The 16,510-nt window shown below is 38.4% G+C and carries 17 protein-coding genes and 1 riboswitch; of the genes, 13 read left to right on the top strand and 4 right to left on the bottom strand.

The annotated features are described in order from the left end of the window. Window positions 1-17 precede the first annotated feature (17 nt). Window positions 18-1,262, bottom strand: coding sequence for an SPFH domain-containing protein (locus LI951_RS02145; protein ID WP_229441119.1), 1,245 nt, complete (start codon window positions 1,260-1,262; stop codon window positions 18-20). A 218-nt stretch (window positions 1,263-1,480) separates the two neighbouring features. On the opposite strand from LI951_RS02145, the gene tsaB reads away from it, so the two are divergent. The 13 genes from tsaB to typA all read left to right on the top strand — a co-directional run bounded on the left by tsaB (window position 1,481) and on the right by typA (window position 12,977). Further along, on the top strand, window positions 1,481-2,206 hold the full coding sequence (gene tsaB, locus LI951_RS02140; protein WP_202068526.1) for a tRNA (adenosine(37)-N6)-threonylcarbamoyltransferase complex dimerization subunit type 1 TsaB: 726 nt from the start codon (window positions 1,481-1,483) through the stop codon (window positions 2,204-2,206). Next, window positions 2,190-2,726: a ribosomal protein S18-alanine N-acetyltransferase gene (gene rimI, locus LI951_RS02135; RefSeq protein WP_202068524.1), complete on the top strand. Its 537-nt coding sequence runs from the start codon at window positions 2,190-2,192 to the stop codon at window positions 2,724-2,726. The genes tsaB and rimI (LI951_RS02135) overlap by 17 nt, the downstream gene beginning before the upstream one ends. Before the next feature lie 9 nt (window positions 2,727-2,735). Beyond that, window positions 2,736-3,200, top strand: coding sequence for a ribosomal protein S18-alanine N-acetyltransferase (rimI, locus tag LI951_RS02130; protein ID WP_229441118.1), 465 nt, complete (start codon window positions 2,736-2,738; stop codon window positions 3,198-3,200). Beyond that, complete coding sequence (gene tsaD / locus LI951_RS02125; protein ID WP_202068521.1) at window positions 3,201-4,226, top strand: tRNA (adenosine(37)-N6)-threonylcarbamoyltransferase complex transferase subunit TsaD; 1,026 nt, start codon at window positions 3,201-3,203, stop codon at window positions 4,224-4,226. A 31-nt stretch (window positions 4,227-4,257) separates the two neighbouring features. After that, on the top strand, window positions 4,258-4,671 hold the full coding sequence (locus LI951_RS02120; protein ID WP_229441117.1) for a hypothetical protein: 414 nt from the start codon (window positions 4,258-4,260) through the stop codon (window positions 4,669-4,671). Between the two features lie 341 nt (window positions 4,672-5,012). Then, on the top strand, window positions 5,013-6,704 hold the full coding sequence (gene argS, locus LI951_RS02115) for an arginine--tRNA ligase (protein WP_202068520.1): 1,692 nt from the start codon (window positions 5,013-5,015) through the stop codon (window positions 6,702-6,704). Continuing rightward, window positions 6,694-6,894: a hypothetical protein gene (locus LI951_RS02110; protein ID WP_229441116.1), complete on the top strand. Its 201-nt coding sequence runs from the start codon at window positions 6,694-6,696 to the stop codon at window positions 6,892-6,894. Before argS ends, LI951_RS02110 begins: the two co-directional genes overlap by 11 nt. 136 nt (window positions 6,895-7,030) lie before the next feature. Further along, on the top strand, window positions 7,031-7,558 hold the full coding sequence (locus LI951_RS02105) for a GrpB family protein (protein ID WP_229441115.1): 528 nt from the start codon (window positions 7,031-7,033) through the stop codon (window positions 7,556-7,558). A 217-nt stretch (window positions 7,559-7,775) separates the two neighbouring features. Beyond that, a complete protein-coding gene (locus LI951_RS02100; protein WP_202068518.1) occupies window positions 7,776-8,318 on the top strand; it encodes an HD domain-containing protein in 543 nt (180 codons plus the stop codon). 137 nt (window positions 8,319-8,455) lie between these two features. After that, window positions 8,456-8,525: riboswitch (Fluoride riboswitch) on the top strand. 56 nt (window positions 8,526-8,581) lie between these two features. Next, window positions 8,582-9,853: a voltage-gated chloride channel family protein gene (locus LI951_RS02095; RefSeq protein ID WP_420705901.1), complete on the top strand. Its 1,272-nt coding sequence runs from the start codon at window positions 8,582-8,584 to the stop codon at window positions 9,851-9,853. Window positions 9,854-9,916: 63 nt separating this feature from the next. Continuing rightward, window positions 9,917-10,192 carry a UPF0223 family protein gene (locus LI951_RS02090; RefSeq protein WP_229441114.1) on the top strand — a complete coding sequence of 92 codons (276 nt, stop codon included), beginning with the start codon at window positions 9,917-9,919 and terminating at the stop codon, window positions 10,190-10,192. 4 nt (window positions 10,193-10,196) lie between these two features. Beyond that, window positions 10,197-10,991 (top strand): inositol monophosphatase family protein, encoded by a 795-nt coding sequence (locus LI951_RS02085; protein ID WP_229441113.1) that lies wholly within the window; start codon window positions 10,197-10,199, stop codon window positions 10,989-10,991. Window positions 10,992-11,135: 144 nt separating this feature from the next. Continuing rightward, complete coding sequence (gene typA / locus LI951_RS02080) at window positions 11,136-12,977, top strand: translational GTPase TypA (RefSeq protein WP_202068513.1); 1,842 nt, start codon at window positions 11,136-11,138, stop codon at window positions 12,975-12,977. A gap of 719 nt (window positions 12,978-13,696) precedes the next feature. Here typA and LI951_RS02075 read toward each other — a convergent pair. From LI951_RS02075 to LI951_RS02065, 3 genes are all read right to left on the bottom strand, one after another. Beyond that, the gene (locus LI951_RS02075; RefSeq protein ID WP_229441112.1) at window positions 13,697-14,953 is read right to left on the bottom strand and encodes a LysM peptidoglycan-binding domain-containing protein; all 1,257 of its coding nucleotides are present in this window, start codon (window positions 14,951-14,953) and stop codon (window positions 13,697-13,699) included. A gap of 322 nt (window positions 14,954-15,275) precedes the next feature. Further along, entirely contained in the window at window positions 15,276-15,461 is a 186-nt protein-coding gene (locus tag LI951_RS02070) for a hypothetical protein (RefSeq protein ID WP_202068511.1), read from the bottom strand. Window positions 15,462-16,064: 603 nt separating this feature from the next. After that, a complete protein-coding gene (locus LI951_RS02065; RefSeq protein WP_229441111.1) occupies window positions 16,065-16,505 on the bottom strand; it encodes a threonine/serine exporter family protein in 441 nt (146 codons plus the stop codon). Between the last annotated feature and the right edge of the window lie 5 nt (window positions 16,506-16,510).

The raw sequence follows: 16,510 nt of genomic DNA, 5'->3' as shown, positions 1-16,510 counted from the left end.
TGCTGCATATCCAAAAATTAAATAGGGACACCTTGGAAAGGTTTGCCGCAATTAGGGCAGAATTTAGGAATCCCGCCTGCTAAATCAACAATTTCCCCACATTCGCTGCATTTCATTTCTAATTTTGGTTTTTCATCTGTCGGTTTAGGTGTCCCGCAGTTAGAACAGAATTTTCCGGTGTTCTCAGTACCACACTGAGGGCAGACCCAACTGCCGCCGGTGCTATTTTCAGCTGCCTGATTTTGTTGGGCAGCTTGCTGCTGTTGCATCTGCTGCTGATTTGTTTGAGAGGCTTGACTGAAATAGTTCCCGGTAGTATTCATCCCCATGCCGACTCCCATAAACCCGGACATTGAACCACCAGGGTTTTTCCCGGCTTCCTCTATTCCACGAGCTATAGAGCCTTGAACATATCCTTCACGTACACTAGCATCACCTAGCATTGCTCCCTGATTTCTCATGTTAATCAGTTTTGTAGAGTCATCTGTATAGGAGATACTGGAGACTGCCGCCGAAACAATTTCCATTCCTCTCAAAGCACGCCAGTTATCATCCAAAATATTGGATAAATAGCTGCTCAGCTCCATACTTTTTGAAGGGACATAGGAAATTCTTTCACCGTCAGCTGACATTTTATTGATAGCTGATTGAAGAGCTGTTAAAAATTCTGCCAAATACTGTTCATTGATATCGCTGATTTCAACCCGGTCTTTGTTTCTTGGAATCGCATTGGTGAAGAACAGCAGAGGATCAGTAATCTTAATTGAATAGGTTCCATGAGCTCTTAAAAACAGCTCTGCGTTATAAAAGTTATCAAAATAGTTAATTGGTGAAGAAGTACCGAATTTGATTCCTTTGATTTCCTGTAAATTGATATAATAAACTTGTTGTTTTTGAGGAGTTGTTCCGCCAAATTTTACCCGGCTGAAGGTTTCCTTAACAGCTTCTTTCAGACTTCCGTTAAATAGAGAAGGGGCAGAATCATTTTTAACGATATAATAGCCTTCTTCTGCTGTATAGTCGATGACTTTTCCGCCATCTACAAGGATCATCATCATATTAGGATATACGTGGACAACAGAATTGTCTGTGATTACGTCACTTGTTCCTTTAGTATTTGATCCCCGACGATCATTTTTTCTGGCAAAAATACCTTTAGTCATGACAGTAGTATCTGACATATCACTTGGTTCAATAATTTCAACCCACTGATCTGCCAAGCCGCCAGTAACTGAATCAATTGCTGCTTTAATAATTCCCATTATTATTCCTCCTTGAAAAAGACTTTTCGTTTTATTATACCATAGCTGTTGAATGGAAAGACATGAAGAATACTTAACTTATAAATAAAAATAAGCAGATAAATCAGGGCATATTTTGTAACCAGTTCAACCTTTAAAAAAGATGTTTTTTGTTTTTTTACCTTCAATCAAAAATATGCTACAATAAATCGACAACAAGAGGGAAAGGCGGATTTTTTGTGCGCATTTTAGCAATTGATACATCAAATCAAACATTAAGTGTAGCTGTATGTGAAAACAACCGAATACTAGGTGCATATACCAGCACTGTACAGAAAAATCACAGTACAACATTAATGCCGGCAATATCGAAAGTGATGGAGGATAGTCAACTGAAGCCAAAGGATCTGGATCGAATTGTGGTAGCTCAGGGACCCGGCTCATACACAGGCTTGAGAATTGGAGTAACCACAGCCAAAACTCTGGCTTATTCTTTATCGATTGATTTGGTGGGGATTTCCAGTTTGTTGACTTTAGCAGCTAACTGCCTGAACATGGATAGTCTGATTGTTCCTCTATTCGATGCGCGGAGAAACAATGTCTACAGTGGTGCTTATCAATATGACAAAGTAAATGAAAATTGGGAAACAGTGATCCCTGATCAGCATATCTCAATGAATCAATGGCTTGAAAAATTAAAAGATTTTCCATCCATCTATTTTGTTGGGGAAGATGTTGAGAAATTTCGAATAACTATTGAAGAGAAGTTGGACAATGCTGAAATAAATAAGCATCCTCAGTGGCAGATTCCTTCTGGAGCTGTTTTGGCTCAATTAGGGGCTGGTAAGGAACCAGTAAAAGAAGTTCATCACTTTCTGCCCGAATATCTTAAACGGGTGGAAGCTGAAGAAAACTGGTTGAAAGATCATTTTCCGGGAGATGAGAACTATGTTGAAAAAATTTAATTTTATAGAAAAATTATTTGGAAAAAAGGAACTGCCGAAAGAGTATGAAAGTGCTGTTATTGCGATTGGAAACAATGAATACTTTGTAAGAGAAATTACGCAGGATGATATCAAGGATCTTCTGATGATTGAACGAGAAGTCTATGAAGGAGAGGTTCCCTGGACACGCTCTGCGTTTTTGAATGAACTGCATTCAAAAAATCCGCATTTATATATCCTTGTTCAAAAAGAGGGGAAAACTGTCGGATTCATCGGCTGTAGGGTCATTGAAGCGGATGGACACATTACAAATGTTGCAGTGGCAAAAAAAGAACAGGGAAAAGGGATTGCTGTATACTTATTAAAAGAAGCGATAGCCTTCTCTAAAAATCATCAATGTACAAATATGTCATTGGAAGTGAGGCTGAGCAATAAACATGCTCAGGGAATCTATCGTAAGTTGGGATTTTCATCCAATAAAATCACTGAGGGCTATTATGATGATGGCGAGCATGCACTGGAAATGAAAATGGACTTGTGAGATGTGTAAATGATGAGTGAATTAAAAGAATTGCCAAGTGTCTCTCAATCAGAAGAAAAGCTGTGGCTGTTAAGTGAAAACAGTTACTTCCATGGCTCTCCCTGGACAAAGGATCAATTTAAAGAAGACATTTCTCAACCCAACAGTCATTACCTGATTTATACTGCAAATGAGGTTTGGTTAGGTTTTGTGAGCTATTATCAGACGTTTGATGAAGCGGATATCACACATGTGGTGGTTGAAAAATCCAGACAAAGCAGCGGTGTTGGCAAAAGGATGTTAAAGAGTGTCATTCAATGTATGAAAGAAAGTGGTGTGAAAACAGTCTTTCTGGAGGTCAGAGAATCGAATGAGCCTGCAAAAAAACTCTATAAATCACTTGGCTTCCGGCAGATTGGCAAACGAAAAAATTATTATCATCAGCCAACTGAAGATGGAATGGTGATGGAAATGAGAATGGAGGAGTTGAATTAAATGACTGTTTCTGAAAAAGAAAACAATTTGCTTTTGGCTATCGAAAGCAGCTGTGATGAAACGAGTGTTTCTGTCATAAAAAACGGCGGTGAAATTCTTTCCAATGTTATTGCTTCTCAAATTAAAAGCCATCAGAGATTTGGCGGTGTTGTTCCTGAAGTGGCCAGCCGTCATCATGTAGAACAAATTACTATTTGCATAGATGAAGCGTTGACAGAAGCAGCCGTTTCGCCGGATGAACTTTCTGCGGTTGCTGTTACTTATGGTCCGGGATTAGTTGGTGCTTTGCTGATTGGCGTGTCGGCAGCCAAGGCCTTTGCTTGGGCTCATGACTTGCCGCTGGTTCCTGTCAACCATATGGCAGGTCATATATATGCTGCAAAACTGGTACAGCCTTTGGAATTTCCGTTAATGGCTTTGCTGGTCAGCGGCGGACATACGGAGCTTGTCTATATGAAAGAAGATGGCGAGTACGAAATTATCGGTGAAACACGAGATGATGCTGCCGGGGAAGCCTATGACAAAGTTGGACGAGTACTTGGTCTTGCCTATCCAAGTGGAAGAGAAATTGATATATTGGCCCATCAAGGGTCAGATACTTTTCATTTTCCAAGAGCAATGATGAAAGAATCTAATTATGATTTCAGCTTCAGCGGACTAAAGAGTGCTTTTATCAATACCGTTCATAATGCAGAACAACGTGAAGAAGTGTTGAATAAAGAAGATCTAGCTGCTAGTTTTCAGGCTAGCGTAATTGAAGTTTTAGTTTCCAAGACAATACGAGCCTGTCAGGAGTATCAGGTAAAGCAGCTGATTGTGGCAGGAGGAGTTGCCGCAAATCAGGGCTTGAGGACAGTATTGGAACAGGAAACAGCAGATCAGCTTCCAAATGTTCAGCTGATCATCCCGCCATTAAAGCTTTGTGGAGATAATGCGGCAATGATTGGAGCCGCAGCGTTTATTGAACAGAAAAAAGGCAAGTTTGCAGATTATCATTTAAATGCAGTGCCGGGCCTCAGTTTTTAGCAGCAGAAGAAGCACAGGAGCAAAGCCCTTCATGCAACGAGTAATCGCAGGAGCAAATCTCTTCATGCGACGAGTAATCGCAGGAGTAAAGCCCTTCATGCGACGAGTAATCGCAGGAGCAAGGCCCTTCATGCGACGAGTAATCGCAGGAGCAAGGCCCTTCATGCGACGAGTAATCGCAGGAGCAAGTTATGCAAAAAGTCATAAGACACACGCCAATATATATGGGACTGTGACAAAAGTATGTCTGAGATCCCTAAAACCGAATAAACGGTGTTCCAGTCTTTGTATGATTCGAGCATTTGAAGAAACTGTAGGAGCAAGTTCCTACATGCCCCTAAGACATGCGACGAGCATTCGAAGAAGCGTAGGAGTAAAGCCCCTCCATGCTTCGAGGATCGTGTTCGATTCTCGATACAAACGCGTCTGGTTGGAAAAGCGTTGACAACCCGTTTTCCTCAATAGTTTTCAGACAGCCTCTAGCCAAGGAGCAAATTTTTTGCTATACTTTGCAATGAATTGAATAGAAAATTTACAGTCAAAGAGAGTACTAGTTTCGGCATTCAGATCAGCGATCCCGGGAAGGTGTAAGCCGGGAATGGAGGAAATTGGGAAGCGCACTTTGTAGTTACTGAATAAAAGCAGTCGGCTGACAGCCGTTATCTGTCAAAGCAGGTCTGTTTATAGACAGACAATCAGAGTGGTACCGCGGGAATTTCTCGTCTCTAATAATCCTTTAATGGATTTATTAGAGGCGTTTTTTATTTATATTTAGGAGGGAAATAAATGAACAATAAGCAAATTGTAGCAGAAGCGATCTTCACTGCTGTAAAAGAAGAATTGAGTTTTGAGCAGGTCTTAAGTCTGCTGGAAAATCCCAAAACATCAGATCATGGAGATGTTGCCTTTCCGGCTTTTTCACTGGCGAAGGTTTTCAGAAAAGCACCTCAGCAGATTGCAGCAGAGCTGGCAGAAAAAATAGATCCAGCTTCATTCGAAAAAATTGAAGTGGTTGGTCCATATCTAAATTTTTTCATGAATAAAAAAGTAGTCAGTGGATCAGTAATCAAAGAAGTTATTGAAAAAGGGGCTGACTTTGGTGAGGCTTCAATTGGAAATAACGGAAATATTACAATCGATATGTCTTCTCCAAATATTGCCAAGCCTATTTCGATGGGGCATCTTCGGTCTACAGTAATTGGAAATGCAATTGCAAATATTCTCGAAAAAATCGGCTATAAGCCTGTCAAGATTAATCATCTGGGCGACTGGGGAACACAATTCGGAAAATTGATTGTTGCATATAAAAAATGGGGTTCAGAAGAAGCTGTGAAAGAGGAACCAATTAATGAGCTTCTGCGTTTATACGTTCATTTTCATGAGGCAGCAGAAACAGAACCAGAATTGGAAGAAGAAGCAAGAGCATGGTTTAAAAAGCTTGAAGATGGAGATGAAGGAGCTATTCAGCTGTGGCAATGGTTCAGAGATGAATCATTAAAGGAATTCAATAAAATCTATGATATGCTGGAAGTTTCTTTTGACTCTTTCAATGGAGAAGCATTTTTCAATGACAAAATGGATGAGATCGTTACATTATTGGAAGAAAAGCACTTGTTAAAAGAAGACAAGGGTGCAGACATTGTTGATTTAACAGCTTATAACTTAAATCCTGCTTTAATTCGTAAATCAGATGGGGCAACACTTTATATTACCAGAGATTTGGCGGCTGCCGTTTATAGAAAACGGACATACAATTTTGCGCAATCAGTCTATGTTGTAGGAAACGAACAGTCTAATCATTTCAGACAGCTTAAAGCAGTATTAAAGGAAATGGGCTTTGACTGGTCTGATGATATGCATCATGTCCCCTTCGGGTTAATTACTCAAGGCGGTAAGAAGCTTTCAACCCGTAAAGGAAAAATTGTTCTCTTGGAAGAAGTACTGAATGAAGCAGTGGAATCTGCGGAACAGCAAATACTTGAGAAAAATCCTAGTTTGAAAAATCGACGGGAAGTAGCAGAACAAGTCGGAATTGGGGCTGTTATTTTCCATGATCTGAAAAATGACCGCCTGAATAATTTTGATTTTGTCTTAGATGAAGTGGTTCGATTCGAGGGTGAAACAGGACCGTATGTTCAATATACACATGCAAGAGCCATGAGTATTTTGAGAAAAGCGGACTTTAAAGCGAATGGGTCTGATGACTATAGTTTGAATGACAAAGACAGTTGGGAAGTAATTAAATTATTGCAAAAATTCCCGGAAACTGTTTTGCAGGCTGCTGAAAAATATGAACCTTCTGTGATTGCCAAGCATGCTATTCAGCTGGCTCAAGCTTTTAATAAATACTATGCTCATGTAAAAATCTTGGCTGAGGATGAACAAAAAGAAGCTCGTCTTGCTCTTGTTTCAGCAATGGCTGTATTACTTAAAGAGGACTTGCGTTTGCTGGGACTTCATGCCCCGGATGAAATGTAACAGGATTGTTTTATGGGGATTCCAAACAGAGACTAAATCTTTTCGTTTAATCTATGGTGCTGGAACGGAATCAAATGAAGAGTATGAAACTGTTATGAAAGAATTACTGGAAGCCGCGTTGTATGAAGGCTGCTGCGAATCAGAAAATATCAGAGTTTTTAATTTAATGAAAAAGTTAATGGATATCTAAAGCTGGAAGTAATTTTGAAAGAGGAGTTGGCTAGAACAACGTTCCAACTATCTGAAAACAAATAAGTCATACATCAACAACTTCTTTTTTGAAATCAAAGAGTTGTTGGTGTTTTTTTAAAAGAGGTGGAAATAAATTGGTAAGAAAAATTGAAGTCGTTCCATATAATCCGTTTTGGCCAAGTCAATTTTTAGAGGAGAAGAAAAAGATTACAGAGGTTCTTCCTGCAGCTTTGATTATAAACATCATTCATATTGGAAGTACTTCTGTTCCTAATTTAGCAGCAAAACCAGTCATTGATATCTCATTAATTGTTGATGATATAAATCAGCTGGATCAATACATTAATAATATGGCGGAGCTTGGCTATGAATGCTGGGGAGAGTATGGGTTGCCGGGAAGAAGGTACTTTCAAAAAGGCGGAGATGAGCGTACCCATCAAGTACATGCTTATCAATATGATAATCTGAAAGAAATAGGACGACATGTTGCGTTTAGAGATTATTTACGTACACATCCGAAAGTTGCTTCAGAATATGGTGCAATAAAAATGGAGGCAGCCAATCAAAATCCGACAGATATTGACGGATACATGGCTTATAAGGATGAGTTTGTGAAGAAATTCGAAAAGGAAGCATTGAAATGGATTTGGAAAAATAAATAATAGATAGATATTTCAATTCAATGGACTGTCAACCCTGCATGTTTGAAGACTGCTCTACCATAAAGTATTTTTAATAATCCTAGTGAAGTCATTACCATAAAGGATAAATATTAAGCTTTTTTTACGTCTTTTAAATAATCTAGTATTTTTAAAAAAAGGGTGCTATACTTTTCACAAGTTTAGTGAATTAACTTCAAAAAAGGTGGAACCCATATCTATGACAGAAAATTGGACTGAAGATAAAGAATATATGTCTTATGTAGAAGATTTATTGGCAACTGAAGAAGTACAGAGGTTGGGAAATTACATTCAACATATAAATTCTACTCGTTTAGAGCATTGTATCAGTGTTTCTTACAACAGTTACAAGCTTGCCAAACGATGGAATGGTGATGCCAGAGCGACAGCAAGAGCTGGACTGCTTCATGATTTGTTTTATTATGACTGGCGTACAACTAAATTTGATGAAGGCTCTCATGCATATATGCATCCAAGGATTGCTGCCAGAAATGCAGAAAAAATTACAGACTTATCTGACTTGGAACGTGACATCATCATCAAGCATATGTGGGGAGCAACTATTGCTCCGCCAAAATATAAAGAAAGCTATATTGTAACGATGGTTGATAAATACTGTGCCATTAAAGAAGCCTCTACACCTTTATTGGAGGGCGTTAAAGGAAAATGGGCACAATACTTTGGAAGAAAAGAATCTGTACAGGTACAACCAGTACAGATAAAAAACGAGACACAGCTGTAAGACATGATGAAAGAGCTGCAGGGCTGACTTGTCCTAACTGCAGCTCTTTTTGAATTCAGCTTTAGAATATGTATTAACTTAAAGTATTTCTGTCTGTTTCTAAAAGAGGATTGTGGTAAAATAGTAATAGTTGAATAACTAGAGATGGCGATGGTGTTCGCCGATAAGCATTTATTCCAGTAATAAATTAATGACGCCTACTAAATTAGGAATTATTTTCCTGTTTGGTAGGCGTTTTCATTTTGGATCGGGGGGAATTTGTAATGGGGAAAATGAAGAATCAAATAATAACAATAGGAATGTATATGTTGAAATGGCTGGTGATTTCTGTGATTATCAGCATAATAATGGGATCATTATCTGCATTTTTTCTGACCAGCCTTACATGGGTTACAAATTATCGAATGAGTCATCAATGGCTGTTGTTTTTGTTGCCGATTAGCGGAGCAATCGTTGCTTTTCTTTATAGTCATTACGGAAAAACTGCTGTTGGCGGAAATAACTTGGTTATTAAGGGGGCCAATGGGAGTGAAGAGAAGATTCCGTTGCGCTTAATTCCGCTTACTCTATTTGGAACAATCACAACTCACTTGTTTGGAGGCTCTGTTGGACGAGAGGGGACAGCGGTACAAATGGGCGGAGTAACAGCAGAATTTATTGCCAAGCTATTTAAACTTTCTGGTTATGAACGAGAGATGATACTTATCAGCGGTATTAGTGCAGGGTTTAGTTCTGTTTTTGGAACTCCGCTTGCAGGAACCTTATTTGGCATTGAAGTTCTTGTCTTAGGGAAGCTCCGTTCAGAGGCTGTTTTCCCTAGTTTTTTCTCTGCATTCTTTGCAAATGCTGTAACAGAAATGTACGGTATAACACATAGTCATTATTCAATGGGGGCAATTCCAGAGTGGTCGCTATGGTTGTTTATGAAGCTGCTGATAGCGGGGATTTGTTTCGGTCTGATTGGGTGGGGGTTCAGTCATTTAATTGTTTTTCTAAAAAAAGTCTACAGTAATTGGTTTGAAAATGCTATTGTATGTAATTTTATAGGAGGAGCAGTTGTTGTTACGGCAGCTCTTTTACTTGGGAGCCAACGGTATTTGGGATTAAGTTTACCGTTATTATCGGATGCCTTTCAAGGACATGCTTATATGTTTGATTTTGCAGGAAAGTTTTTCTTTACTATCCTTTCGTTGGGTGCAGGGTTTCAAGGGGGCGAAGTTACACCTTTATTTGAAATTGGCGCAACTTTAGGAAGCAGTCTGGCACAGGTTTTACATGTTTCGATACCGTTTTTAGCAGCGCTCGGCTTTATTGGTGTTTTTTCCGGCGCCACGAATACACCAATTGCCTGTTCTGTTATGGGGATAGAGCTGTTTGGGAGTGAAGCAGCTGTTTTTCTTGTTATGATTTGCATTGTCAGTTATTTGTGTTCAGGTAATGCTGGAATTTATTCAGCACAAAAAGTTGAACAGGGAAAGGGACAGCTTTCTTTGCCTCTGTTTGACGACTGGAAAAAGAAGCGTTACAGTAAATAAAATTGAGTGATTACTTTCGACGATTTTCCACTTGTGCTACACTAAATTGGATGGGGTGAATTTATGAAGGAATATCAATATCCGTTGGACTTAGACTGGACAACGGAAGAAATGGTTATTGTGACCAATTTATGGTCTGCCTTAGAACAGGCAAATGAATCAGGGATTACTGTTGAAAAATTTCTGGAAAGCTATACAGCATTCAAAAAAATAGTAAAAAGCATTGGTGAAGAAAAGCGATTGGGCAATGAATTTGAGAAAGCATCGGGCTACTCATTGTACCGTACCGTTCAAGAAGCCAGGAAAAGAAAAAACGGAAAGTTAAAAATGGGAGGTTGATCAAATGAAGACAGTAAATATAGAACAAGTAAAAAACTGGCTGATGGAAGCAGGCGAGTTTATTAAAGAGAGTTTGACAAAAACATTGGAAGTTAAGGAAAAATCTAATCGTAAAGATTTAGTGACTAATATTGATGAAGAGACACAACAGTTTCTTATAAAAAAAATACAGGAAGTTTATCCGAAAGATAAAATTCTTGGGGAAGAGCAGGGCTACAGTACAATTGATTCTTTAGATGGACGTATTTGGATCATTGATCCGATTGATGGAACGATGAATTTTGTGATAGAGCAGGAAAATTTCTGTATTATGCTTGGTATATTTGAAGACGGTATTGGACAACTGGGGTTTATCTATGATGTGATGCGCGGTGAATTGTATTGGGGTGGGAAAGAGCTTGGTGTCTATCGAAATAAAGAAAAGCTGTCGGCTCCTGACCCCGTTGATTTGCGTGACGGTCTTTTAGGCTTCAATGCTTATATGTACGGGGAAAATGTTCATGGGGCTAAAGCGGTGGCAAATGCAAGTATGGGAATTCGGGTGAGCGGATGTGCCGGTCTGGAAATGATTGCACTGCTCAAAGGGAGTCATGTTGGGTATATCTCTAACCTGGCACCATGGGATTATGCACCTGGGATGGTTCTGCTTGAATCTTTCGGCTATCAGTCAACTACTCTTACAGGGGAAGCATTGTCGTTTGATGGAAGAGAATATTTTGCTGCGGCAATGCCGGAGAACCATCAGAAAATTGTTGCAATGTTTAAAGAAAATATGACTGAAAAGCAAAGGAATGAATGATTATTTTCAGAAAAAGTATGCACAGTCTAAAGTTTTCAGCATTTATGAAAACTTTGGGCTGTATTTCATGAAAAAAATTTGTTATAATAAACAGTCGGATTTAGATAGTAAATTGTGTAGTAAGCAAACGGATAGGAGCAAACAATGGTAAATTATAGAAATGATATCCGGAACGTAGCAATTATTGCCCACGTTGACCACGGAAAAACAACACTGGTAGATGAGTTATTGAAGCAGTCATCTACATTAGACGGACACACTCAATTACAAGAACGCGCAATGGATTCCAATGCAATTGAAAAAGAACGCGGAATCACAATTTTAGCAAAAAATACTGCTGTTGATTATCAGGGAACTCGCATAAACATTATGGATACACCAGGACATGCGGATTTTGGTGGTGAAGTAGAACGAATCATGAAAATGGTTGATGGTGTCTTACTGGTTGTTGATGCCTATGAAGGAACAATGCCTCAAACACGTTTTGTTTTGAAAAAAGCATTGGAACAGCATTTGACTCCAATTGTTGTAGTAAATAAAATTGATAAACCTTCTGCTCGACCTGAGCATGTTGTAGATGAAGTACTGGAACTGTTTATTGAATTGGGAGCAGATGAAGATCAGCTTGAATTTCCTGTTATTTATGCTTCTGCTTTGAATGGAACATCCAGTTTGTCAGATGATCCTGCAAATCAGGAAAAAACAATGGGACCAATTTTTGATACAATTATCGAACATATTCCGGCTCCAGTTGACAATAGCGACGAACCGTTACAATTTCAGGTTTCTTTACTTGATTATAACGATTATGTTGGGCGTATCGGAATTGGCCGTATTTTCCGTGGTACGATAAAAGTTGGAGATCAGGTTGCTTTGCTTAAGCTTGATGGAACAGTGAAAAAATTCAGAGTAACCAAACTATTTGGCTTCTTCGGTTTACAGCGTTTGGAAATTCAGGAAGCAAAAGCTGGAGATTTAATTGCTGTTTCAGGGATGGAAGATATCTTCGTTGGTGAAACAGTTACACCGATTGATCATCAGGATGGTTTGCCGATTCTTCATATTGATGAGCCGACACTGCAAATGACTTTCCTTGTTAATAATTCTCCTTTTGCCGGCAGAGAAGGAAAATTTGTTACAGCTAGAAAGATTGAAGAACGTTTGATGGCACAATTGCAGACAGACGTATCTTTACGAGTAGAACCAACAGATTCACCGGATGCCTGGACTGTTTCAGGTCGCGGGGAGCTTCATTTATCTATTTTAATTGAAAATATGCGTCGGGAAGGGTATGAGCTGCAGGTTTCACGTCCGGAAGTTATCGAACGTGAGATTGAAGGAATCAAATGTGAACCTTTTGAACGTGTTCAAATCGATACTCCTGAGGAATATATGGGAAGTGTTATTGAGTCATTGAGCCAGCGTAAGGGCGAAATGCAGGATATGATTCATACGGGGAATGGGCAGATTCGTCTGATTTTCCTTGCACCTGCTCGTGGATTGATCGGTTATACAACAGAGTTCCTGTCTATGACAAGGGGCTATGGAATCATGCACCATACATTTGATCAGTATCTTCCTATGATTCAGGGAACAATTGGCGGACGTCACCAGGGCGCGCTTGTTTCCATTGATACAGGAAAAGCAACTACTTACAGTATTATGAGTATTGAGGAACGCGGAACAGTTTTTGTAGAACCGGGAACAGAAGTATATGAAGGTATGATCATTGGAGAAAACAATCGTGATAATGACCTGACTGTAAATATTACCAAAGCAAAACAAATGACTAACGTTCGTTCAGCAACGAAAGATCAAACTTCTGTAATCAAGAGACCAAAACTTTTAACACTGGAAGAATCACTGGAATTTCTTAACGACGATGAATATTGCGAAATAACACCGGAAAGTATCCGTTTGCGTAAACAAATTCTAAATAAAAATGAACGTGAAAAAGCTTCTAAGAAAAAGAAAAAAGCTGACTAAGATTGCCTGGTAGTTGGTAAATGCATTAAGAGAATAGATTAATTACAAGTAGGATGAGACTAAAAATAGTCCTAAAACAAAAACGGAAATCAAAAAATCTGTTGAACAGATTTTGATTTCCGTTTTTACTTATTTTTTGATGATAACTACATCCTATCTAGTTTCCAAATGATGATAACGGATTCTCATTGATCGTTTTTAACTGTCGAACGTGCTAGTGAGTTCGATCTAAACAAACCTTTATATGCCCAAAAATGAGTGACTGTGAGTTTAGACACAAACTCTCTTCATATCTAAACACTCATGCGTGTTTGTCCGCCCTCTAACCAATGAGTTGAAAGATTTTATTCTGCTAATTGTTGGACTTTTCGACTACTGAAGATACTTTGTGTGTAGAGAAATAAAGGAGTACCTATGTCATCTTCTCCAAGCTTTTCGAGAAGATGAGCGCCGAAAAGCTGAAGTAGCTCCAACAAGGTTAGTAATGAAGCAGAAAGTATTATTTTTTGACAGTAAGATAACCTAATTTTAGGCTGCTAAGCTTCTCATTCTACTGATTTAAGTTGAAAAAAAGCACTGGTATCAATTTTTACTCAGTACTTTTTTAGTTGCTCTTAAGCTTACCTTTTTCATACAGCATCTGTTACGTACTACACAGTCAATAATACTGTGTCTGTTTTACGCGTGACAAAGCTTTTATTCTTTTCGTAGGAAACAACTTATCGTATACTAATCAGATCAATGATTTCGGCAGCCTGTTGATCATATGCATTTGGGATGCTGAGCGTTTGAATATTGTTCAGTAAATTACCAGTTTCTTGGGAAACCCAGTCAGGATCTGATTCATATCGTGGGTCTTGATAGTGATTTGGAATTTTATAAAAACGAATTGAACCATTATGGTTAGACAGATAGGTTACAATCACTGTAGAAGCCATTGTTCCATCCATACTAAAGCTAAGTTGGAAACTTGGTTCCGTCAGTGTCTGTGAACCGTTAAATGGTAGTACTTGGGCACCGGCTGCATTTTTAGTTACTGAGACTTCAATCGGTTGCCCTGTAATGCCATAGTATTGCAAAAGTGCTTCGGTCACACGTGCGTATTCAATCTGTTCTTCAGAGTAGCCTGCTAATGGTGTGGGTACAGTTGCCGTATTTCCTTGCAATACTTCGGCCATCACGTCTGCCTCTTCTATCGGATAGTTCCCGGCATAATTTGATGTAATCAGAGACAGCCCACCATTATTATTGACAAATAGATAGAGTTTGTTGCTATTGTTCCCACCAAAAAAATAAGTATCTTCAGCTACTGGTTGTAGAGCAATTTCTGTATTTACATTTACTGTCCGAAGCTTATTGCCAGATGTGCTGTTTGCACTATAAATTCTGATTAACTTTGTTGAAATAGTGTTGAAGGTGGCATTGTATTCATACGTTTGTTCACCCATAAGAAAAGTTACTTTACCTGAGTTTCCGTAAGTAAAGTCCAGCGTAACGGAATCTGGCATATTTATTCCATTAAAATAAAAAGCTAGTGGATAACTTAAGGATTCTCTGGTCACTGCATAAGGATAACTTGAAACTTCTTGCTCGGAAGCTTCACCAATCTCTTTTTCCTGATTGATTTTATCCTTTTCATTTATCACAGATTGAGAGTAAATAGAACCGTCAGCATCCTTTACAGTAACTACACCTTTACTGAACATAAGAACTCTGCCAATAGGTAATGTATATTGCTCTCCTGACTTCAGATCTATACCATTGACTTCCGCTAGCTTTTCATGCTTAATATTCACTTTTTGACCAATTGCCCAAAGGGTGTCACCCCATTTCATTGTATATTCCTTCTGCCCATCTACGATTTGGATGGTGTCAGGACTATTGGGGCTCCATTCCTTCGCTAAAACCGTAGAACCTGCAAGCATTCCCAAAATAAAGAGACATCCCGTCAATAGCATGACAGATAATCTTCTCATTTTCTTTACCTCCTTCTATATTTCATTTTGGTTACGATTTCATTGTATTATCTTTACGAAATTATTTCAATAAATATCACATATATTCGTAGTATTTATTTTTAATCTGTATCAGTTTGATTCGATCACCTAATTTTTTTCGATCTCTTACTGTCTCAAGAGAATCGATAGAAAATGTAGATTCTTCGCCATCTTGTTGAATTGCAGAAATGGTAAATTCTAATACCTCACTTTGATCATTTTCTGCCAGCATATGTGGATGGTTTTTATAAAAGACCGTAATAATTTCAAACTCACCTTTATCTACTATTTGTGAACCATATTATTCTTCTAGTTCGGATAAATTTGGCAGCTTCTTAGTGGCTTCTATACTTGTTCCTGCTGTTTCAAGAGTAATGGAAGAGAAAGATATTGTTTTTCTATCAACCTCTTTTTTTTGATTTACTGCTAAAAAAACAGTAATACCAATCACAGCCAGCAAACCAAGAATTAGTCCTCTGTTTTTCATATTCACACCCCAAATGTTTTTTGGTAACTTAAAATCTATTCAGCTAAAACTTTCATTTGATAATTTAATTGTGTTATCTTACGGTGAGGAACGAACATTTTATATTGAGCGGCACCGAGCTGCAATAATTGTTTTTGCGAGTTTCTTTGTTGCGCTTTTTATTGTCGGAGTGCTCAATGATGGTGGTTCTTTGTCAAATCCAACGGTTATTTAATTGATCAGTTTTTCATATTTCTTTGATTTTTAATAGCTTTTATAACAGGTATACTTTTTTTTTCAAGAAAACCAAGAATTGAGATGAGGAAACGAAGTTAGGACAAAAATGAGCTTATCCAATAATGAAGAAGGAATAGATGAAAATGGTTTTTTTAATATTTCAGTTTATCTTGGTATACTTTCAAAAGGACAGCTGTCGGTTAGCCACATTTTCAGGTTTTGAAAGTGTGGCAATTTTCAACATGATTATTGTTCAACCGCGGTCTGTAAAAAAGTACTTATAGTTATCATTATTTTTCTAAGCAGTGCATCAAGATAGCAAAAAACTCCATTAAAAATTAAATTTTTCACAAATATTAACAGAGGGTATAATATTTGTGAAGATGATCAAGTTCTTTTCGTATGGTACCGTTTCAAAATTCTTTCTACTAGATTGGTCACCATAAATCCTGCTGCAAGAGAAGCTGCGGTCATAATAACTGTCATTGCATACTGAAACCCTGACATGTAGCTCCCTAGAACAAAGCTTCTGATAGCCTGGTAGGCGGGACCGCCAGGCACAAGAGGAACTATGCTGGGAATATTAAAAAGTATGGTCGGCATTTTTTTCTTTCTTGAAAAATAGACACTGAGCAAACCAATGCAGACTGCACTGAAAAAGTTTGCAAAAACTTCGCCAGCTTCTAAATGTTTAGCTGCAATAAAAAGCATCCAGCCGGCAGCGCCTGTGATTCCACAGGCATTAAGGGCTTTTCTTGGAATATTGGTAATAATACCAAACGTAACAGTACTCAAATAGCTGAATACCAGATTTATCACTACATTCATATCTT

Source organism: Enterococcus sp. BWT-B8, from assembly GCF_020567625.1.
Classification (GTDB): Bacteria; Bacillota; Bacilli; order Lactobacillales; family Enterococcaceae; genus Enterococcus_L.
Note: the sequence above shows the minus strand (reverse complement) of the source record. Positions and strands in the feature narration are given on the sequence as shown.